Source organism: Mycobacterium sp. NPDC050041, assembly GCF_049541695.1.
Taxonomy (GTDB): domain Bacteria; phylum Actinomycetota; class Actinomycetes; order Mycobacteriales; family Mycobacteriaceae; genus Mycobacterium.
In genome coordinates this window covers 700,252-720,374 of record NZ_JBMVDG010000002.1, presented here as the reverse complement: position 1 = coordinate 720,374, position 20,123 = coordinate 700,252, and the positions used below count along the sequence as shown (strand labels likewise).

The window sequence follows — 20,123 nt, the reverse complement described above, 5'->3', positions numbered from 1 at the left end:
TCCGTGATTTCGGCGTGATGTCGTTCGGTGAGCGATCGAAAGCGCGCCGAAATCACAATTCGCGGGGTTCGCCGGTGCCCATGTACTGCGACAGTTGGTGGTGCAGGTTGACCGTGCTGCGTTCGCGGTACGGGTTGGGCTTCGTGCCGGGGAAACCGGCCGACTTCATGCCCTGCTGCACCGCGGCCATGTTCGAGAAGTCCTGCGGCAGGACCGACAGCCAGTTCGGGTCGCCCACGGGCGTGTAGACCCAGTCGGTCTGCGGCTCTTCGCCCTTCGGGTACAGCTCGAAGACGGCGACCTCGAAGATGCACTTGTCTGGGTGGTAGCTGGGATCCGGTCGGGCGCTGTAGCACAGTGCACTGGTGAGGCCCTGGCCGATCTGGAAGTTCGGGAACAGCTGCCACGCGGTGCCGCTCTGGCCGAGGATGTCGGGCGGGATCACCGGCCAGATGACGCCGCGCGCCTCGTCGTCCCGGCGCGCGGAGGCCAGCCAGTGCTGGAGCACCTTGTCGGCAGGAGTGCCCTCGGGGAGTTCGTCGACCAGCCGCTTGGCGGCGTTGACCAGTGTCTCGGTGGTGGTCGCGTTGGTCTGCTCCCAGGTGTACATCTGCATCTCGGCCGTGGACACGCGCGGGTCGTCGCCGGTGCCGAGCCGGATCTTGGACTTGGTCTCGTCCATCCCTTTCGGCGCGTCGTAGCCGATGTTGCTGTGCCTGCCCTGCGCCTTGGCCCAGCCCTTGAACTCGCCGAACTTGTTGAACTCCGGGTGCGTGGTGAACACGTGGTAGGTCTCGTTGAAGGCCTCCATCGCGACTTTCCAGTTGCAGTCGAAGTACAGCCATTTGCGCCACTTGTAGCGCATGTTCTCCAGGCCGAACGGATCGAGGATCTTCGCCGCCGGGAACAGGTAGTCGGCCAGCGGTTCGCAGTCGGGGTCCATGTTGATGAACAGCCAGCCGCCCCAGGTGTCGACCTGCACCGGCGCCAGGTGGGTGTTGCGCGGGTTCAGCGCGCCCTTCCAGTCGTCCTGCTCCCTGATGTGGGTGCAGGTGCCGTCCAATCCGTAGGTCCAGCCGTGGAATCCGCAGACGAACGACTTGCGCGCCCGGCCCACGGCGTTCTTCGCGCCTTCCGGCCGGTCGACGAGCTTGCGGCCGCGGTGCATGCAGACGTTGTGGTGCGCCGCGAACTCGTTGTCACCGGTACGCACCACGATGATCGAGTCGTCGAGGATGTCGTAGGTGAGGTAGCCGCCCACCTCGGGGATCTCCTCGACCCGGCCGACCTGCTGCCACACCTTGCGCCACAGCCTGTCCCGCTCGGCGCGGGCGTAGTCCTCGGAGATGTAGGCCTCGACCGGGATGGTCGTGGGCTCCGAGAGCTCCTCCACGGGTGCGGGTTCCGGGACGGTCTTCTCCGTATCGGCCTTCATGTCGGTCATCTACATCCCCTTCATAGCCGGCTGATGGTGCTGCGGAAGGATTCGTCTTTCAGGAACAGCGAGGTATTGTCCGCGGCGAGGTGGCTCCACTTGAGGTCGAGGCCGCCGTCGACCAGCAGCGTCTGGCCGGTGACGTAGCCGGCCAGGTCGGAGAGCAGAAACAGGATGGCGCCTGCCTGCTCGCGCGGTGTGCCGCGGCGGCCCATCGCGATGGCCTGGCGGTCACGCTCGGGGTCGGCGTCGACGTAGGTGGCCGATGCCGCGGTCTCGGTGACACCGGGGGCGACAGCGTTCACGCGGATGCCGTCGAGTGCGAGTTCGACGGCCATCGTCCTGGTCATCGCCACCACCGCCGCCTTGGCGGTGCCGTAGGCGATGTGGAACGGCGCGGTGTTCATGCCGCTGATCGACGACACCGACACGATCGACCCGGGATTGCCCTGCGACCGCAGTTCGACGGCGACCGCCTGGCTCATGAAGAAGGCGGTCTCGAGGTTGGCGGCGAACAGCGCCCGCCAGTCGTCACGGGTGACGCGGGTCGAGGGCATCCAGGTTGCGGGCGCCGCCCCACCGGCGATGTTGACCAGACCGTGCAGCCGAGCACCGGTGCGGCCGGCCGTGCTGCGCACCGCCTCCAGCACCGCGGCGACACCCTCGTCGGTGGATGCGTCGGCGGCCACGGTGACCACCGGCAGCCCCTTGTCGGCGAGTGGGCCGACGTGCTGGTCGAGGTTGTCCTGCCTGCGGCTGACGGCGACGACGGTCGCACCCGCCGCGGCGGCGAGCTCGGTGACGGTGGTGCCGATACCGCCGCCACCGGCGCCCGACACGACCACGATGCGGCCGTCGAGGTTGAGGAGGTCATCCATGTCCGATACCTAATTGTCCGGACAAACAATGGTGCTCTGCATATTGAAGAACACTATTCCGCAGCCGTTATCCGGCCGTCAAGGGACTCCATTGCTTCCGCGATCGCTATTGTCTGGACTAAGCCCGCTTGCTAACGTCCGGACCCATGACTCCGCCACCCACCGCGGCGCCGACGCCTGCCGCCAGGTACACCGCCGCGAATCCGGCCACGGCCGACGGCTGGCGGCTGACGCGCCTCACCCCGCCCAGCCGGCTGTTCGGCGCCAACGGCCTGCGCACCGGGCCGGACGGGAGGATGTACATCGCGCAGGTGACCGGCAGCCAGATCAGCGCCCTGGACATCGCGACCGGGGTGATGGAGACGATCAGCGCCAAGGGCAGCGACATCGTCGCGCCCGACGATCTGGCTTTCGATGCCGACGGCAACCTGTACGCCACCGAGTACATGGACGGCCGGGTGAGCGTGCGCGACCCTTCGGGCCGGACGCGGGTGCTGCGCGACGACGTGCCCGCCGCCAACGGCATCACCACCCATCGGGGCAGGCTCTTCGTCAACGAGTGCCGCGACGGCGGCCGGCTGCTGGAGCTCGAACTCTCCGGCGGCGAACCGCGCGTCCTGGCGGACAACCTGCCCTCGCCCAATGCGATGGAGGTCGGCCCCGACGGGCTGCTCTACTACCCCGTCATGACCGCCAACGAGATCTGGCGCATCGACCCCGACGGCGGTGAACCGCAGCGTGTCGCCGCGGACCTCGGCGTGCCCGATTCGGTGAAGTTCGACGCCGACGGATTCATCGTTTCCACCCAGGTGGCCTCCGGCCAGGTGCTGCGCATCGACCCCCGCTCGGGCGCGCAGACGGTGCTGGCCCAGCTCAATCCCGGCCTCGACAACCTGACCATCGTCGATGGGCGGCTGTTCGCCTCCAACTTCACCGGCGAGATCGCCGAGGTGCTCGGCGGCGGTGAGACCCGCACCCTGCTGCCCGGCGGCCTGAACTGGCCGCACGACCTGGCGGTGGGCGCCGACGGCAGGCTGCACATCGCCGACGGCACCTACTTCTACGCGCTGCAGCCCGACGGGTCGCTCGAAGCGGTCGCGATGCTGTTCACCCCCGGCTATCCCGGATACCTGCGCGGCCTGACCAGCACCGCGGACGGCGACTTCCTGTGCACCACCTCGCTCGGCCAGGTCGGCCGGTACCGCCCCGGCGGCGAAACCGATTACCTCGCCACGGGTTTCGACCAGCTCTACGGCATCGCCGTCGGGTTCGACGGCACGATCGTGTTCGCGGAGCTCGGCGCCGGACGGGTGCACTCGCTGCGCGCGGGCGAGGGCGCGGTGCTGGCCGACGGCCTCGCCGAGCCGACCGGGGTGGCGATCGGCATCGACGGCGCTCCGCTGGTGGCCGAGTCCGCCGCGGGCCGGGTGGTCCGGCTGACCGGTTCTGGCGCCGAGACCGTGGTCGACGGACTGCAGACGCCGCAGGGCATCACCGTCGAGGGCGGTTCGCTGTACGTCGTCGACGCCGGCGCGAAGGAGGTCGTCGCCGTCGACCTCACCACCGGTGCGCGCGGCGTCATCGCCTCCGGCCTGCCGATCGGTGCGCCGCCCGGTGTGACGCCCAAGCCGCTGCGGGGAATCCAGCCGTTCTCGGGTCCACAGGGGCCGTTCGCCGGCATCACCGGTGGCGCGGACGGCACGTTGTTCGTGGCGGCCGACGGCGACGGCAGCGTGCTGGCGTTGCGCCGCGCATGACAATCACCACCGAGCACCGCTACCTGCAGGTGGCGCGGGCGCTGCGCAAGGAGATCGTCGACGGGGTGTACCCCGTGGGTTCGCAGCTGCCCACCGAACACGAACTGTGCGAACGCTTCGCGGTGAGCCGCTACACCGTGCGTGAGGCGCTGCGCCGGTTGCGCGAGGACAACCTCGTCACCTCGCGGCCACGTGCGGGCACCCTGGTGGTGCCTCGCCCCGAGGCGAGTTCGTATGCGCAGGACGTGATGTCGATCAACGACCTGCTCGCGTTCGCCGCGGGCGCGCAGTTCGCCGTGGAGTCGACCGCGATGGTGACCATCGACGCAGGCCTCGCCGAGCGGACCGGTCTGGACATCGGTACGCAGTGGCTGGCCGTGCGCGGGTATCGCCAGGCCGACGGCACCGTTGCGCCGATCTGCCGCACGGAGTACTACATCAATCGGACGTTCGCCGCGGTGGGCCGCCTGCTGGCGCGCCACTCCGGGCCGATCTTCCCGCTGATCGAGGACCTGTTCGGGGTGAGCATCGTCGAGGTGCACCAGGAGATCGCCGCCGTGGTGCTGACCCCGGAACTGGCCGATCGGCTGCGTGTCGCCGCAGGCAGTGCCGCGCTGGAGATGCAGCGCACCTACACCACCTCCGACGGGGAGATCGCCCAGGTCACCGTGAACACCCACCCGTCGGCCCGGTTTCGGCACGCGATGACGATGCGCCGGGTCAAGGGTCTGGTCGAGCCGTGAGGGTCGCCGTCGACGAGCGACGCGCGGCCGACGCCTACGACCGCGGGCTGTGGGTGCGCACCACGCTGGCCGACGCACTGCGCGCCGCCGCGCGTGACACCCCGGACCGGGTCGTGCTGGTGGACGGCGACGTCGAGGTGGACTGCGCGACACTGCACACGCAGGCGTCGACACTGGCTCACGCGATGGCAGCCCGGATGCCCGCAGGCAGCGTGGTGTCGTTCACGCTGCCGAACTGGCACGAGGCGGCGGTGGTCTACCTCGCCGCGACGCTGGCAGGCATGGTGGTCAACCCGGTCCTGCCCTCACTCCGCGACCACGAACTGCAGTTCATCCTCGGCGACGCGAACACCCGGATGATGTTCGTGCCGCGGCGGTTCGGCACCCACGACTACGCCGCCATGCTGACCCGGGTCACCGCCGCCATGGCCGACCCGCCCGAGGTGGTGGTGCTACGCGGCGACCCCGGCCCGCACACCGCGTACGTGGCACTGTTCGACTCGCCGCCGGTGGCCCTGACCGACCCGAACCCCGACGACGTGCGCATGATCATGTACACCTCGGGCACCACCGGGCGCCCCAAAGGTGTATTGCACAGCCATAACTCGATCCACGCGCTGATCCGCCAGCTCGGTGAGCACTGGCTGGTGGAGCCCGGCGACCGGTTCCTGGTGCCGTCGCCGATCGCCCACATCGGCGGCTCGATCTACGCGTTCGAATGCCCGCTGCTGCTCGGAACCACCGCGGTGCTGATGGAGCGGTGGGACCCCGCGGCCGCCGTGGCGCTGATGTCCGCGCAGCGGTGCACCCACATGGCGGGCGCGACCCCGTTCCTCGAGGGACTGCTGGCCGCGGCCGGGCAGGCCGGCACCCGACTCCCCGACCTGAAGGTGTTCATCTGCGGCGGCGCCTCGGTGTCACCGTCCCTGATCCGCCGTGCTGTAGGCACTTTCGAGCACGCGGTGGTGACCCGGGTGTACGGCTCGACCGAGGTGCCCGTGACCACCGTCGGCGTGCCCGATGCCCGCGACGTCGACCACGCGGCCGACACCGACGGCCGCGCCGGGATCGCCGACATCCGGCTCGCCGACCACCCCGCCGCGCCCGAGGGCTCCGGCGAGATCCACGCCCGCGGACCGCAGATGCTGGTCGGCTACCTGCATGCCGACGACGCGGCCGGTTGCTTCGACGCCGACGGCTACTTCGCCACCGGCGACCTGGGCGCATGGGTGGACGACGACTATCTCGTCGTGACCGGGCGCGCCAAGGACATCGTCATCCGCAACGGCGAGAACATCTCGCCCAAAGAGGTCGAGGACCTGCTCACCGGTCACCCCGGTATCGCCGAGGTCGCGGTCGTCGGCCTGCCCGACGCCCGCACCGGCGAACGGGCGTGTGCGGTGATCGTGGCCGCCGGTCACGAAGCCCCCGACGTCGAGAGCCTGCGCGACTTCCTGCTGGGCCGGGGCGTCGCCAAGTTCAAGGTGCCCGAGCAGGTGGCGATCTGGGATGCGCTGCCCAAGAACGACGCAGGCAAGGTGTTGAAGCATCGGATCCGCGCGGCACTGGACGCCGCGGAAGTCAGGTAGGTAGCAATGCAAGAGGACGCCGGACGCAAGGTGGCCATCGTCACGGGTGCCAGCAGTGGCATCGGATTCGGTTGCGCGACAGCGCTCGCCGAAGCGGGGACGGCGGTGCTGGGCACCGGCCGCGACCCGGAGCGGCTGGCCGAACTCGAGCGGGCGATCGGCGACCCCGATCTGGTCGCCACCCTGGCCGTCGACCTCACCGCCGACGACGGACCGAGGCGGATCGTCGACGCCGCGGTGCAGCGGTGGGGCCGGATCGACTATCTGATCAACAACGCCGGCGTCGGCAGCCCGAAGCCGTTGCACGAGACCGACGACGAGAGCCTGGACTACTTCCTCGGCCTGATGCTGCGGGCGCCGTTCCGACTGGCCCGCGACGTCATCCCGCACATGCGGTCCGGGTCGGCGATCATCAACGTCACCTCGACGTTCGCGGTCGTCGGCGGTCTGCGCGGCGGCGCGTACTCGGCGGCCAAGGGCGGACTGACCGCGCTGACCACCCACATCGCCTGCCAGTACGGGCCGCAGGGGATCCGGTGCAACGCGGTGGCGCCCGGGGTGACGCTCACCCCGATGGTGGCGCACCGGCTCGAGGACGAGCGGTTCCGCAAGATCAACACCGAGATGACGCCGTACCCGCGGCTGGGCACCGTCGCCGATCTGGCGTCCACGGTGGTGTTCCTGTGTTCCGACGGTGGCAGTTTCATCAACGGGCAGACGATCGCCGTCGACGGCGGGTGGAGTTCGACGAAGTACCTGTCGGACTTCGCGCTGTCCTCGGAATGGGTGGCACGTTGAGGCGGATCCGCGCATGACCAACCTGTTCTCCATGCTCGACCAGGCCGCGTCGCGCTTCGGTGACCGCGGCGCGGTGTTCCTCGGCGAGCAGCAGCTGTGGACGTGGGGGGAACTGCGCGAGCGGGTGCTGCGACTTGCCGCGTCACTGCGCCCTCTCGGTCCCGGCGCCCGCATCGCGGTCGCCAGCGAGAACCGCCCGGAGATCGTGGAACTCATGTTCGCCGCCTGGGCCGCCGAGAGCGTCGTGGTGCCGATCAACTTCAAGCTGCACCCGTTGGAGATGGCGCAGATCCTCGACGACGCCGACGTCGCACAGGTTTTCGCGTCTCCCAAGATCGCGGACGGGCTCGCAGGCACGACTGTCCGGCCGGTGGAGGTGATCGCCGGCGACGAGTACGCCGCCCGGCTGCGCACGGCCCCCGGCGAGGTCCCGACCGACACCGACCCCGAGACGCTGGCGTGGCTGTTCTACACCAGCGGCACCACCGGCCGGTCCAAGGGCGCGATGCTCTCGCACCGCAACCTGACCGCGATGACGGTGTCCCATCTCGCCGACTTCGACTCCCCCGACCACGAGTGCGCGCTGGTGCACGGCGCGCCGATGTCGCACGGTTCGGGGCTCTACATCGCGCCGTACGTGCTGCGCGGCGCCCGGCAGGTGGTGCCGGCGTCCTCGGCGTTCGAACCCGACGAGTTCCTCGATCTCTGTGAGCACCATCCGGGCTGCAGCGCGTTCCTGGCTCCGACGATGGTGCAGCGGCTGGTGCAGACCGGGCGGCCACGGCCGGCGAACCTGCGCACCGTGGTCTACGGCGGCGGCCCGATGTACGTCGACAGCCTGAAGAAGGCGATGGCGGCGTTCGGGCCGATCTTCACCCAGCTCTACGGACAGGGCGAGGCGCCGATGACGATCACGGGTCTGCGCCGGGCCGACCATCTCGACTCCGACGACGCGGTGCTCGGCTCGGTGGGCTATGCCCGCTCGGGGGTGGACGTCGCGGTGCTGCGGGAGGACGGCACCCCGGCAGCCGTCGACGAGATCGGCGAGATCGTCTGCCGCGGCGACGTCGTGATGTCGGGGTACTGGCGCAACCCGGCGGCGACGGCGGCGACGCTGCAGCGGGGCTGGCTGCACACCGGCGACATGGGGTCGTTCGACGGCCGCGGCTTCCTGACTCTGCGGGACCGGTCCAAGGACGTGGTGATCAGCGGCGGCAGCAACATCTATCCGCGGGAGGTCGAGGAGGTGCTCATCGAGCACCCCGGCGTCACCGAGGCGTGCGTGGTCGGTGCGCCCGACCCGGAATGGGGTGAGGTGGTGGTGGCGTTCATCGTGGGCACCGCGGGCGCCTCCGAGCTGGACGCCCACCTGCTCGAGCGGATCGCCCGGTTCAAGCGGCCCAAGCGCTACGAGTTCGTCGACGAACTGCCGAAGAACAGCTACGGCAAGGTGCTCAAACGGGAGTTGCGCGCGCAGCTGGCGTGAATCGCGGCCGACACGTTCGGCGGTGCGGGCGATCGGGTATGCCACCACGATGCGCATCGTCGTCGCGGGCGGCCACGGGAAGATCGCCCTGCTGCTGGAGAAACTGCTGTCCGAACGCGGCGACTCGGTCGCCGGGCTGATCCGCAACCCCGATCACACCGCCGACCTGCAGGCCGCGGGGGCCGAGGCGATCGTGCTGGATCTGGAGAAGGCCACCCTCGACGAGGTCACCGCCCAGCTACGGGGCGCCGACGCGGTGGTGTTCGCGGCGGGCGCCGGCCCGGGCAGCGGTGCGGCGCGCAAGGAGACCGTCGACCGCGACGCCGCCATCCTGCTTGCCGATGCCGCCGAGGCGGCGGGCGTGCGCCGGTACCTGATGGTCTCGGCGATGGGCGCGGATCCTGCAGCGGCCGACGACGCCGCCGACGATGAGGTGTTCGTCGCGTACCTGCGCGCCAAGGGCGCCGCCGACGATTACGTCGCCGCCCGCAGTGCGCTCGACACGACGATCGTGCGGCCGGGGATGCTGACCGACGACCCGGGCAACGGGCGGGTGCGGATCGCCGAATCCACCGGGCGCGGCAGCATTCCGCGCGCCGACGTCGCGGCGGTGCTCGTCGCGGCGCTCGACACCGGTGGCGGCAGGACCTTCGAGCTGATCTCCGGCGACACCCCGATCGACGAGGCGCTGGCTTAGCGGACGGTCACGTCCGCCTCGCCGCGGATGAACGCGTCGACACCTGCGCGTTCCTTCGGACCCCAGGTCTCCCTGGTGGCCATCACACCGCCGAGTCCGACCAGTCCGACGGTCACGTAGAACAACGCGGGGCCGATCCAGCCCAGCCCGTCGGCGAGCAGCACCGCGAGGAACGGGGCGAAGCCGGCGATGGACGCGGCGACCTGGTAGCCGATCGACGCGCCGGACGTCCGCGTCCTGGTGGCGAACAGCTCGGCGAACCACGCGGCCTGCGTTCCGGTCAGCACGGCGTGGATGAGGCCGATGCCGATGATGAACACCACCGCGATCAGGAACGGCTGACCGGTGTTGGCCAACAGGTACATCGGGACGCCGAACGCCACCGCGAGCAGACAGCCGACGAGGTAGACACGTCGGCGGCCGATGCGGTCGGTCAGATTCCCGGCGAACAGCGTTGTGCCGACGGCGATCACGCTGGCGATGACGACGCCGGTCAGTGCCGGGGTGCGGTCGGCCGGGTCGCGCTGGGCGATGTAGCTGAGCAGGTACGTCGCCGTCAGGTAGTAGGCGCAGGACTCGACCACGCGCAGCGCGATCACGCGCAGGATGTTCCGCCAGTCCTCCTTGATCACCGTGAGGAACGGGTTGCGCACCACCTCGCCGAGGGCCTTGGTGGCCACGAACTCCGGCGACTCGCTCAGCCGCATCCGGACGAACAGCCCGACGGCGATCAGGATCGCGCTGGCCAGGAACGGGATTCGCCACGCCCAGTCGCTGTCGAGGGAGGCGCTGGCCAGGAATGCGATGTTGGCCAGTGCGATACCGAGCGGGTTACCGGCCTGCGGGATGGCGGCGAACCGGCCGCGGTGCCGCCACGGCGCGTGCTCGTAGGCCATCAGCACCGCGCCGCCCCACTCCGCGCCGAAGGCCAGTCCCTGGATCATCCGGATCACCACCAGCAGCACCGGGGCCAGCACACCCACCTGCGCGTAGGTCGGCAGTAGCCCGATCAGCACCGTGGCGATGCCCATGATGAGCAGGGCGCCGACGAGGACGGGCTTGCGGCCGTACCGGTCGCCGAGGAAGCCGCCGACCGAGCCGCCGATGGGCCGCATCAGGAAGCCCACGCCCAGCGTGGCGAAGGACAGCAGGGTCCCGGTCACGGGGTCGGACTCCGGGAAGAACACGTCGCCGAAGTACAGCGCCGACGCGGTGCCGTACGCGACGAAGTCGTAGTTCTCCACGCAGGTGCCCGCCGCTGCGCCGAACGCGGTCTTCAGCTTCCCCGGTGAGCCGTGTTCGGCTTGCCTGCGGGTGGTCTCGATGTCGGTGGTCATTGCCGATCTCCTTTGATGGGCGGGGCGGACGTCAGAGGCCTGCGGCGAGCTCGCGCGCCGACTGCTTCTCGAGGTCGTGCAGTTTCCCGACGCGGCGCACGGTGTCCTCGTCGTCGTCGAAGCGGGCGGCGAGGAACGCCTCGAGCACCTCGCCCGCGGTGGCGCGGCCGATCACCCACGCCCCCATGGCGATCGCGTTGGCGTCGTCGTGTTCGACACTCTGGTGCGCGGAGTACACGTCGTGGCCGAGTGCGCACCTGATCCCGGCGATCTTGTTGGCCGCCATCACCGCACCCGCACCCGTTCCGCAGACCAGCACGGCGCGGTCGGCGTCGCCCTTCCTGACCGCGTCGCACGTCGCGAACGTGACGTCGGGGAAGTCGACCGGTTCGTCGCTCGGCGCGCCGCGGTCGATGACCTGGTGGCCGAGTCCTTCGAGCACCTCGCGCACATGGGCCTTGAGCGGGTATCCGGCGTGGTCGTTTCCGAGTGCGATTCTCATGAACGTTCCTTCGTTGCGGCGGTGTCGGTTTCGAGTTCGTCGTCGGTTTCGAGTTCATCGCGGTATGGGATGGAGCCGATGGCGCCCGGCCGGGTGACTGAGACCGCCGCCGCGCGCACCGCGTACCCGATGGCGGCGGTGAGGTCGTCGGGGTCGACGGTGAGCCCGGCGGCCAGGTACCCGATGAACGTGTCACCGGCCGCGGTGGAGTCGACCGCGGCGACCGCCGGTGACGGCACGTGTGCCACGCCGTCGTCGCTCCACACGAACGCGCCGGCGCTGCCCGCCGTGCACACGACACCCGCGCCCGACGCCGCCACCACCGCAGCCATGTCGTCCTCGACACCGCCGAGGCTGTCGTCGCCGCGCATCCGCTGCGCGATGTCGGCGAGTTCGTGTTCGTTGACCACCAGGAGATCGGCCAGATCGAGGAGGTTCTCGACGGCCGAGGGCACCGGTGCGGCGTTGACCACCACGGTCGCACCGGCATCGCGTGCGGTGCGGGCGGCGTGCGCCACGATCGGCATCGGCGTCTCCAGTTGCAGCAGAAGGTGATCACCGGAACCGATGCCGGCCAGCCCGGCCGAGACGGCATCCCGCGACAGCGTGCTGTTGGCGCCGGGCGACACGACGATCGTGTTCTCCCCCGCGTCGTCGACGGTGATCAGAGCGCGGCCCGTCGGCGTGCCCGCGACGGTGTGCAGGTGGTGGGTGTCGACGGATTCACCCGAGAGTGCCGTCCGGATCACGTCGCCGTCGGCGTCCTCGCCGACGACCCCGACGATCCGGGTGGCGGCCCCGGCCCTGGCCGCGGCGACGGCCTGGTTCGCCCCCTTGCCGCCGGCACCGACGGTGACGGTCGAGCCGAGCACGGTCTCGCCCGCCGCCGGGATGCGGGCGACCTGCACCCGGTGGTCGGCGTTGAGGCTGCCGACGACGAACACCCGCCGCTCAGCCATGAGGCGCTCCCACTGAACGGTCGACGAACTTCGTCGGCAGGACGACGGACTCGGGTGTGCCGCCGCCGATGACCTGGAGCAGCAGCGCCACCGCATGCCGGCCGATCGCGCCGGGGTCGTGGGCGATCACCGACATCGGCGGGTCCAGGAAAGGGAACCACTCCGTGTCGTCGAAGGCGATCAGGTCGATGTCGGCGCCGATGGTCAGGCCGTGGCCGCGCAGCGCCGCGAGCGCGCCGACGGCCATCAGGTTGTCGGCCGCCAGCAGCGCGGTCGGCCGGTCCGGGCGGGCCAGCAGGCGTTCGGCGGCCTCGGTGCCGCTCGCTTCGCGGAAGTCGCCGAACGTGATCAGGTCGCCGTGCACCTCCAGGCCGTGCGCGGGCATGGCCTCGACGAAGGCGTCGTGGCGGTCCCGACCCGTCGAGATGGACTGCGGGCCACCGATGAACGCGATCCTGGTGTGCCCGCGGGCGGCGAGGTGGGCGATCGCCTCGTCGAGGCCGGGCCTGCTGTCGGTGGTCACGCTCGGCACGTCGAGCCCGTCGACGGTGCGATCGGCGAACACGGTCGGCATGCCGCTGTCGATCAGCGTGTCGAGGCTGCCCGATCCGCGGCCCTGCGGGGTGATCACCACGCCGTCGACACGCTGGGTCAGGAACGTCTCGAGGTAGCGGTCCTGCTGGTCGACGTCCTCGTTCGCGTTGCCCAGCAGCGTGACGTAGTCGGCGTCGAGCGCGGCCTGTTCGGCGGCGTGGGCGACATCGGCGAAGAACGGGTTGCGCACGTCGGAGACCAGCAGGCCGATGGCGTGCGTGCGGGTCGACCGCAGGGAGCGGGCCTGGGCGTTGGGCCGGTATCCCAGTGCGGCGGCCGCTTCGGTGACCCGGGTGCGCGCGCCCGGCGACGTCGCGGGATGGCCGGAGAGCACCCGCGACACGGTGCCGAGCGAGACTCCTGCGCGCGCGGCCACGTCGCGGATCGTGACGCCGTTGCTCGCCAACAGTCAGCCCCTTCGCCGTGGAAACGTTTCCATGTGAACGTTTCCACGTAAGCTACGTCACACTCCGCGGGGCCGTCAAGGGCGGCCCCTCCGCGATTTCGGCGCGCTCGCGATCGCTGCGTGAACGAGAACGCGCCGAAATCACCGGCCGCACTCCGGCGCATCGCGCCACTGGCTGTGGTTACCTCGGAGGATGGCCTACCGGATCGACCCCGACGTCCTCGCCCGGGTGGCAAAGCAAGTGACCGGCACACCACTCGCGGGTGGCGAGTTGATCCGTCGCACAACGGAACTGCTCGCAGCGGAGTACCCGGACCTGATCGACACCGGCGGCGGACGCTGGGTGGCGAGCAGGGCGGGCGGCGTGCTCGGCAAGGTGCGGTTCCTGTACTTCAGCCCGAAGGAGTACATCGTGCTGTTCGGCTCCCCCACCGGCACCGTGGGGTTCTCCGGCCGCTACAAGCGGGTGGAGATCCACAAGTTCCTGATCGCCGGCCAGATCGACTCGTTCGACCTGGAGTCCGACGACCTGCTGCCTGGGACGCTGCGGGCCGGCGAGCACACCTGCCTGGAGAAGGGTCATGTCCGGGGCCTGACGATCCACCCCGGCTCCTGGCACATCGAGTACGGCCGCGGCGCGGTGGTGACCACGCTGCCGTTCGCGATGGTGGACACCCTGCTGGTGTCACTGGAGGTCGAGTCGGTACGGCGCTCGGCCGTCGAGTTCGGCCGGCTGCTCAGGCGCCGGATGCGTCGCTGACACCCCGCTCGCAGAATCGCAGCTGGTTGCCGAACGGGTCGGTCACGTCGACCGTCAGACCCCACGGCGCGCTCTCCAATCCCGGCTTGGCGAAGCGGTAGTCGCGGCCGGACAGCTCGGCATGGAAGTCACGGATGCCGTCCATCGGCAGGAAGACGACGCTGCCCGGGGTCCCGTCGCCGTGGTGCTCCGACAGGTGCAGGATCAGGTCGGAGCGGCTGATCTGGGCGTAGCGCGGGAAGTCGGGCCCGAACCGGTGCTCCCAGTCGGTGCCGAAACCCAGATAGCCGAGGTAGAACTCCTCGGCCTTGGCCTGGTCGAAAACTCTGAGCACCGGGATGGCGCGGTCGAATCGCATCGGTTCAGGCCGGCGCGAAGACGGCTTTGAACCTGTTCAGCGACTCCTGGATGTCACTCCTGAGCGCGCCGGCGACCACCATGCCGATCGGGCCGAACAGCGCCGGTCCGCCCAGGTGCACGTCGAAGGTGACCGTCGAACCGCCGTCGGCGGCGGGCTTCACCTTGCCCACGAGCTTCACCTTCACCCCACCCTTGCCGTCGCCGTTGAGCGTCATCGCCTCCGGCGGCCGGTAGTGCACGATGGTCCAGTTCACCCGGTTGGGCATGCCCTTGACCTCGACGATCGAGTCGATGCGGGAGCCCTTCTCCAGGGTCTCGGGCAGCTTCGACCGCCACACCCGGTGGATGGTCAGCCACTCCTTGTAGCGAGACAGATCCGATGCGGCCGCCCATGCGTCCGCCGGCGACAGCGGGACATCGACGGAGACAGACAGTTTGGCCATACGTCAGGGGCGTGGCGGCACCGGCGGCGGCGGGACCGGCGGGTGGCCGGCCGGACCGGGGCCGTGCGGGTTGTTCTTGTTGACGTAGTTGCGGGCCGCGCCCTGGGCCTTGTCGACCTTGTCGGCGTACTTACCCTTGGTCTTCTGATCGAAGAGGTTGGCGGCCTTGTCGATCGCGCCGCTCGCCTTGTCGGGGTTCTTCGACACCCAGTTCTTCACCTTGTCGAAAATAGCCATGCGACCAGCTTACCGGCCGCGCCACAGCCGCCGTCGCTCCCCGAGGACCGACCCCTGGATCCACCACAGCACCTCGATGACCAGCGCACCGAGCAGCCCGATGCCCAGCGCCGTCGCCGTGATCGCCGCGTTCGTCGGGTCGAGGATGAACAGATCCTGCGCCCACGGGATCGAGAAGATCACCACGTACGCCAGCGCCGAGACCGCCACCAGCGCCACCCGCCACCACTCGTAGGGCCGGGCCACCACCGCCAGCACCCACACCGCCCCCACCAGCAGCGTGATCAGCGCCGCCGTTGAGGCCTGCGTCTGCTCGGTCAGCGTGGCGTTCCTGCCCTGATAGGCGAGCAGGTAGGAGACGAAGGTGCACGTACCGACCACCAGGCCCGACGGCAGCGCGGCGGTCATCACCCGGCGGACGAACCCGGTGTGGGCGCGTTCGCTGTTGGGCGCCAGCGACAGGACGAACGCCGGTATGCCGATGGTGAACCACGCCGCGATGGTCACGTGGATGGGCTGGAACGGGAACAGCAGCGGATCGGTGTCGAACACCTCGGACGACAGTCCGGCCAGGCCGACCAGCACCGCCAGCAGCACCGAGTACACGGTCTTGGTGAGGAACAGGTTGGACACCCGCTCGATGTTGCCGATCACCCGCCTGCCCTCGCCGACCACGTAGGGCAGCGTCGCGAACCTGTTGTCCAGCAACACGATCTGTGCCACCGCCCGCGACGCCGAGCTACCCGATCCCATCGCCACGCCGATGTCGGCGTCCTTGAGCGCGAGCACGTCGTTGACCCCGTCACCGGTCATCGCGACGGTGTGGCCGCGCGACTGCAGCGCATGCACCATGGCCCGCTTCTGGTCCGGCCGCACCCGGCCGAAGGTGGTGTACTCCTCCAGCGTGTCGGCCAGCCGGTCGGGCTCGTCGGGCAACTGGCGCGCGTCCATCGTCTCGCCGGTCAGCCCCAGTGATCCCGCGACCGCACCCACCGACACCGCGTTGTCGCCGGAGATCACCTTGACCGAGACACGTTGCGAGGCGAAGTAGTCGAGGGTGTCGCGGGCGTCGGGCCGCACCCGCTGCTCGAGCACCACCAGCGCGACGGGCGTCACCGTGCCCGGCGCGGACGCGTCGTCCACCGCCACGTCACACGAGCCGACCAGCAGCACCCGCAGCCCCTGCGCGCCGATCTGCTCGGCCTGCGCCGCGGCCGGTGAGGCGGGGTCCAGCAGCACGTCGGGTGCGCCGATCACCCAGTTGCCGTGCTCGCCGTAGGACGCGCCACTCCACTTGGTGGCCGATTTGAACGGCGCGGTCGCGGTAGCGGCCCAGCCCGGCGGCGTCGTGTACGCCTCCGCGATGGCGAGCATGCTGGCGTTGGGCCGGGCGTCGTCGGCGGCCAACTGCGCCAGCACGTCTGCGGCGTCGGCGGCCGACAGCCGCTGCGTGTCGGCCACCCGCATGCCGTTCTCGGTGAGGGTGCCGGTCTTGTCCGCACACACCACGTCGACACGTGCCAGCCCCTCGATGGCGGGCAACTCGTTGACCAGACACTGACGGCGGCCGAGCCGGACGACGCCGACCGCGAACGCGATCGACGTCATCAGCACCAGGCCTTCGGGAACCATCGGCACCAGCGCGCCGACCATCCGCAGCACCGACTCGCGCCAGTCGGCGCCGGTGGTGAACAGCTGGGTGTAGATGATCAGCAGCCCGGAGGGAACCAGCAGATAGGTGATGAACTGCAGGATCTTGTTGATCCCGCTGCGCAGTTCGGACTTCACCAGCGTGAACCGGGTGGCCTCCTCGGCGAGCTTGGCCGCGTACGCTTCCCGGCCCACCCGGGTGGCCCGGTAGGCCCCGCTGCCTGCCACCACGAAGCTGCCCGACATGACGTGGTCACCGACGTCCTTGGCGATCGGGTCGGCTTCGCCGGTGAGCAGGGATTCGTCGACCTCGAGGTTGAGCTCCTCGATCACGTCGCCGTCGACCACGATCTGATCGCCCGGCCCGAGCTCGATCACGTCGTCGAGCACCACCTGGTTGGGCAGCACCGCGGCCGGGCCGGACTGTCTGCGCACCAACGGTTTCGCCTGACCCACGATGGCGAGCTCGTCGAGCGTCTTCTTGGCCCGCAGCTCCTGGATGATGCCGATCGCGCTGTTGGCGATGATCAGCAGGCCGAACGCGCCGTTGATCACCGACCCGGTGGACAGCACGATGACGAACAGCACGCCGAGGATCGCGTTGATCCGGGTGAAGATGTTGGACCGGACGATCTCCCGCGTGGTGCGTGCCGCCCGGGTGGGCACATCATTGGTCTTGCCGTCGGCGACGCGCTGGGCGACCTCGGCGTCGGACAGCCCGGCGGCCACCAGGGCTGCGCTCATCGGGAGAAGACTCCGTTGCCCTCTTCGTCGTAGTAGTCGAGGGTCAGCTTGTCGCCGTCGAATGTCGCCGCGGACACCGTTCCGGGCGGCGAGTTCTCGCTCACCCAGGAGTAGCTGAAGACGTTGCCGTCCCACGGCGTCAGCTCCACGTCGAGCTTGGTGCCCATCTTCAGCCGGAGCGCTCCGCCCTGCTCGATGACCGTTGCCGGGCCCCAGAAGTCGTTGCCGTAGACACCGGCGTAGGACGACAGCGGCGCGGGTGGCTTGGCGCCGGCCGGCCGCTTCTTGCCGACCAGCTCGCCGACGGGTTTCTCCATCTGCTGGAAGACGTTGTTGTACAGCTCGTACCAGTCCTCGCGGACCTCGCCGAACTGAACCAGGTCGGCGAACTGCGCGGTCAGCGCCTCGGGCACGCCGGCCGGGGTCGCGTTCGTCAGCGCGATGATGCCGACGTCGGCCGACGGCAGGAACAAGAAGTTGGTGCCCGCACCCGACTCGAAGGCGCCCGAATGGCTGAGCTCGGTGCGGGCGCCCGACGTGGTGCCCACGTTGAAGCCGTACCCGTAGAAGCCGGTGCGCATCGCCGGTTCACTGGCCGGGCTCGACACCACCTGCGGGGTGAGGGCGGGCAGCAGCGCCTTCGGGTCGATCAGCGGTGCGCCGTCATGCTTTCCGTCGGCCAGCACCATCGCCAGCCACCGCGCCATGTCGTTCACCGACGAGCTGGCGCCGCCGGCGGGCGCCTCCGGGTCGGCGTCGCGGACGTACAGCGGCTCGTAGCGGTCGTCGATGTGGATGTGGCCCGCGGCGCGGTTCGGCCTGGCCTCGTAGTCGGCGAAGCGGTAGCTGGTGGACTTCATTCCGAGCGGGCCGAAGATCGCCTCGTCGGCGAGGTCCTCCCACTTCCTGCCCGCCGCGGCGGCCACCGCCTCGGCGCCGGCGGTGTAACCGAAGTTGGTGTAGGCGTAGGAAATCCGGAACGGATCGAGTGGCAATCGACGCAACTTGTCGAGGATGTACTCCTGGGAGTAGCCGAGGTCCTCGATCTGGTCGCCGGCGTGGTCGGGCAGGCCGGACCGGTGCGACATCATGTCACCGACGGTGACCATCCGGGTGACCGCGGGATCGGACAGCGCGAACCGCGGTAGCTTCTCCACGATCGGGGTGTCCCAGCCGACCGCCCCCTTGCCCACCTGATGGGCGACCACCGTCGCGGCGATCGGCTTGGACAGCGACGCCAGCTGGAACGTCGTGTCGGGGTTCACCTTGTTGTCGTCACCGTCGCCGGCCTTGACGTCCTTGACGCCGAAACCCTTTGCGTACACCGTCTTTCCACCGTGTACGACCGCGACGGACATGCCGGGGATGCCGGAGGCGTCCATCAGCTTCTGGACCAGGCCGTCGAGTTCGGCGACCGCGTTGTCCACCGCGTTCTCGGGCAGCGCCATCGCGGGCACCAGTGGCGGCGGGACGTCGGACTCCGCCGACGCGGACGACGCCGGCTCAGCCGGTTCCGAGTCGCAGCCCACCGTCGATACCAGCAGCAGGCCGGCGACGGCGGCGCTGATCAGTGCCCTCATGATCAGCACCGTAGCGGTCGGGCACCCGGTTGGGCGGTCAATGCGCCCGACGTTACAACTGCCACCACGGCGCGGACGGCCGGATGGTGTCGCGGTCGATGCGCTCGCCCGGCTTCGGCACGACCACCGGCACGCCGGCGGGATCGGCTGCGCGCAGCAGGCGTTCGACCGGTTCGGCCCACGGATGCGGTGCGAGCCGGAACGTCGCCCAGTGGATCGGCACCAGCAGACCGGCGCCGGGCTCGGCGACGTCGAGGTGTGCGCGCACCGCGTCCTCGGGGTTCATGTGGATGTCGGGCCACGCCGGGTGGTACGCCCCGACGGGCAGCAGCGTCACGTCGAACGGCCCGTGCTGGGCTCCGATGTCGGCGAAGCTCCGGCTGTAGCCGGTGTCGCCGCCGAAGAAGGCGCGGTGGCTGGGACCGGCGATCACCCATGACGCCCACAGCGTCGTGTTGCGGGCGAACAGCCGACCGGAGAAGTGCCGGGCCGGGGTGCACACCACCGTCAGGTCGCCGATGCGGTGGCTCTCGTTCCAGTCCAGTTCGACGATGCGGTCCTCGGGGATGCCCCACTTGCGCAGGTGCGCGCCGACACCGAGTGGCACGCAGAACGGCGCCCACTGGGTGCGGGCGAGCCCGAGGATGGTGTCCATGTCGAGGTGGTCGTAGTGGTCGTGACTGATCAGCACGGCGTCCACGGCAGGCAGTGCCTCCAGTTCCACCGGCACGTCGTGCAGCCGCTGCGGCCCGACCTGACGGGACGGCGAACACCGGGAACTCCAGATCGGGTCGGTGAGCACCCGGTACCCGTCCACCTCGACGAGCGCCGAGGAGTGTCCGTACCAGTGCACGGCCAGCTCGGCCGCCGTACGGTCCGCGGCGGCGGGGGCGGCGAGCGGGATCGGGCCGCCGGGGGTCGAGTCGCGTCCGGTCAGCAGTTCGCGCACCAGCAGGCGCTGCTGCTCGGCGTCCAGGCTCATCTGCGACGTCGGGTCGAGATTGACGAACACGCCGTCGCGGTAGTGCGGTGACCGCCGCGCGACGGCCGCGATCTCCGCGGGCGTGGCGCCCAGCGCGGCGGGAGTGCCGTGCAACGCCCGCAGCACCCAGCTGCCGCCGAGCAGCGAGGCGGTCCCGAAACCGAAGCGCAGCGCGGCCCGCAGCAT

At 70.0% G+C, this 20,123-nt stretch carries 19 protein-coding genes; 7 read left to right on the top strand and 12 right to left on the bottom strand.

The features are described from left to right. Window positions 1-52: 52 nt before the first annotated feature. Both ACPCHZ_RS08855 and ACPCHZ_RS08850 read right to left on the bottom strand, forming a co-directional pair. Window positions 53-1,444, bottom strand: coding sequence for an aromatic ring-hydroxylating oxygenase subunit alpha (locus ACPCHZ_RS08855; RefSeq protein WP_423484378.1), 1,392 nt, complete (start codon window positions 1,442-1,444; stop codon window positions 53-55). Between the two features lie 11 nt (window positions 1,445-1,455). After that, window positions 1,456-2,313 carry an SDR family NAD(P)-dependent oxidoreductase gene (locus ACPCHZ_RS08850; RefSeq protein ID WP_423484377.1) on the bottom strand — a complete coding sequence of 286 codons (858 nt, stop codon included), beginning with the start codon at window positions 2,311-2,313 and terminating at the stop codon, window positions 1,456-1,458. A gap of 146 nt (window positions 2,314-2,459) precedes the next feature. Between ACPCHZ_RS08850 and ACPCHZ_RS08845 the strand changes: the two genes are divergently transcribed. Genes ACPCHZ_RS08845 through ACPCHZ_RS08820 form a run of 6 tightly spaced genes read left to right on the top strand, consistent with a single transcriptional unit; the run spans window position 2,460 to window position 9,383 of the window. Then, window positions 2,460-4,070, top strand: coding sequence for an SMP-30/gluconolactonase/LRE family protein (locus ACPCHZ_RS08845; RefSeq protein ID WP_423484376.1), 1,611 nt, complete (start codon window positions 2,460-2,462; stop codon window positions 4,068-4,070). Beyond that, entirely contained in the window at window positions 4,067-4,813 is a 747-nt protein-coding gene (locus tag ACPCHZ_RS08840) for a GntR family transcriptional regulator (RefSeq protein WP_423484375.1), read from the top strand. The genes ACPCHZ_RS08845 and ACPCHZ_RS08840 overlap by 4 nt, the downstream gene beginning before the upstream one ends. Then, a complete protein-coding gene (locus ACPCHZ_RS08835; RefSeq protein ID WP_423484374.1) occupies window positions 4,810-6,402 on the top strand; it encodes an AMP-binding protein in 1,593 nt (530 codons plus the stop codon). The genes ACPCHZ_RS08840 and ACPCHZ_RS08835 overlap by 4 nt, the downstream gene beginning before the upstream one ends. A gap of 6 nt (window positions 6,403-6,408) precedes the next feature. Further along, window positions 6,409-7,200, top strand: a complete 792-nt coding sequence (locus ACPCHZ_RS08830) for an SDR family NAD(P)-dependent oxidoreductase (protein ID WP_423484373.1) — start codon at window positions 6,409-6,411, stop codon at window positions 7,198-7,200. A gap of 13 nt (window positions 7,201-7,213) precedes the next feature. Beyond that, window positions 7,214-8,686 carry an acyl-CoA synthetase gene (locus ACPCHZ_RS08825; RefSeq protein WP_423484372.1) on the top strand — a complete coding sequence of 491 codons (1,473 nt, stop codon included), beginning with the start codon at window positions 7,214-7,216 and terminating at the stop codon, window positions 8,684-8,686. 49 nt (window positions 8,687-8,735) lie between these two features. Further along, entirely contained in the window at window positions 8,736-9,383 is a 648-nt protein-coding gene (locus ACPCHZ_RS08820; protein WP_423484690.1) for an NAD(P)H-binding protein, read from the top strand. Here the strand turns inward: ACPCHZ_RS08820 and ACPCHZ_RS08815 are convergent. From ACPCHZ_RS08815 to ACPCHZ_RS08800, 4 genes are read right to left on the bottom strand one after another with little or no spacing between them, the layout of a single operon-like run. After that, window positions 9,380-10,720, bottom strand: coding sequence for an MFS transporter (locus ACPCHZ_RS08815; RefSeq protein WP_423484371.1), 1,341 nt, complete (start codon window positions 10,718-10,720; stop codon window positions 9,380-9,382). The two genes, ACPCHZ_RS08820 and ACPCHZ_RS08815, sit on opposite strands and share 4 nt — an antisense overlap. Window positions 10,721-10,751: 31 nt before the next feature. Then, the gene (locus ACPCHZ_RS08810) at window positions 10,752-11,222 is read right to left on the bottom strand and encodes an RpiB/LacA/LacB family sugar-phosphate isomerase (protein ID WP_423484370.1); all 471 of its coding nucleotides are present in this window, start codon (window positions 11,220-11,222) and stop codon (window positions 10,752-10,754) included. Beyond that, a complete protein-coding gene (locus tag ACPCHZ_RS08805) occupies window positions 11,219-12,181 on the bottom strand; it encodes a ribokinase (RefSeq protein ID WP_423484369.1) in 963 nt (320 codons plus the stop codon). The genes ACPCHZ_RS08810 and ACPCHZ_RS08805 overlap by 4 nt, the downstream gene beginning before the upstream one ends. Continuing rightward, window positions 12,174-13,151 (bottom strand): LacI family DNA-binding transcriptional regulator, encoded by a 978-nt coding sequence (locus ACPCHZ_RS08800; RefSeq protein ID WP_423484368.1) that lies wholly within the window; start codon window positions 13,149-13,151, stop codon window positions 12,174-12,176. Before ACPCHZ_RS08800 ends, ACPCHZ_RS08805 begins: the two co-directional genes overlap by 8 nt. A gap of 223 nt (window positions 13,152-13,374) precedes the next feature. Between ACPCHZ_RS08800 and ACPCHZ_RS08795 the strand changes: the two genes are divergently transcribed. After that, the gene (locus tag ACPCHZ_RS08795) at window positions 13,375-13,941 is read left to right on the top strand and encodes an isomerase (RefSeq protein ID WP_423484367.1); all 567 of its coding nucleotides are present in this window, start codon (window positions 13,375-13,377) and stop codon (window positions 13,939-13,941) included. On the opposite strand, the gene ACPCHZ_RS08790 is transcribed toward ACPCHZ_RS08795, so the two are convergent. The 6 genes from ACPCHZ_RS08790 to ACPCHZ_RS08765 are packed head-to-tail and all read right to left on the bottom strand — an operon-like array spanning window position 13,919 to window position 20,123. Then, the gene (locus tag ACPCHZ_RS08790; protein WP_423484366.1) at window positions 13,919-14,299 is read right to left on the bottom strand and encodes a glyoxalase superfamily protein; all 381 of its coding nucleotides are present in this window, start codon (window positions 14,297-14,299) and stop codon (window positions 13,919-13,921) included. The genes ACPCHZ_RS08795 and ACPCHZ_RS08790 overlap by 23 nt on opposite strands. Before the next feature lie 4 nt (window positions 14,300-14,303). Then, entirely contained in the window at window positions 14,304-14,744 is a 441-nt protein-coding gene (locus ACPCHZ_RS08785) for a type II toxin-antitoxin system Rv0910 family toxin (protein ID WP_364975304.1), read from the bottom strand. Window positions 14,745-14,747: 3 nt separating this feature from the next. After that, window positions 14,748-14,981: an antitoxin gene (locus ACPCHZ_RS08780; RefSeq protein WP_264010809.1), complete on the bottom strand. Its 234-nt coding sequence runs from the start codon at window positions 14,979-14,981 to the stop codon at window positions 14,748-14,750. A 9-nt stretch (window positions 14,982-14,990) separates the two neighbouring features. Continuing rightward, on the bottom strand, window positions 14,991-17,375 hold the full coding sequence (locus ACPCHZ_RS08775) for an HAD-IC family P-type ATPase (protein ID WP_423484365.1): 2,385 nt from the start codon (window positions 17,373-17,375) through the stop codon (window positions 14,991-14,993). After that, on the bottom strand, window positions 17,372-18,955 hold the full coding sequence (locus ACPCHZ_RS08770) for a serine hydrolase (RefSeq protein WP_423484364.1): 1,584 nt from the start codon (window positions 18,953-18,955) through the stop codon (window positions 17,372-17,374). Before ACPCHZ_RS08770 ends, ACPCHZ_RS08775 begins: the two co-directional genes overlap by 4 nt. 52 nt (window positions 18,956-19,007) lie before the next feature. Further along, complete coding sequence (locus tag ACPCHZ_RS08765) at window positions 19,008-20,123, bottom strand: MBL fold metallo-hydrolase (RefSeq protein ID WP_423484363.1); 1,116 nt, start codon at window positions 20,121-20,123, stop codon at window positions 19,008-19,010.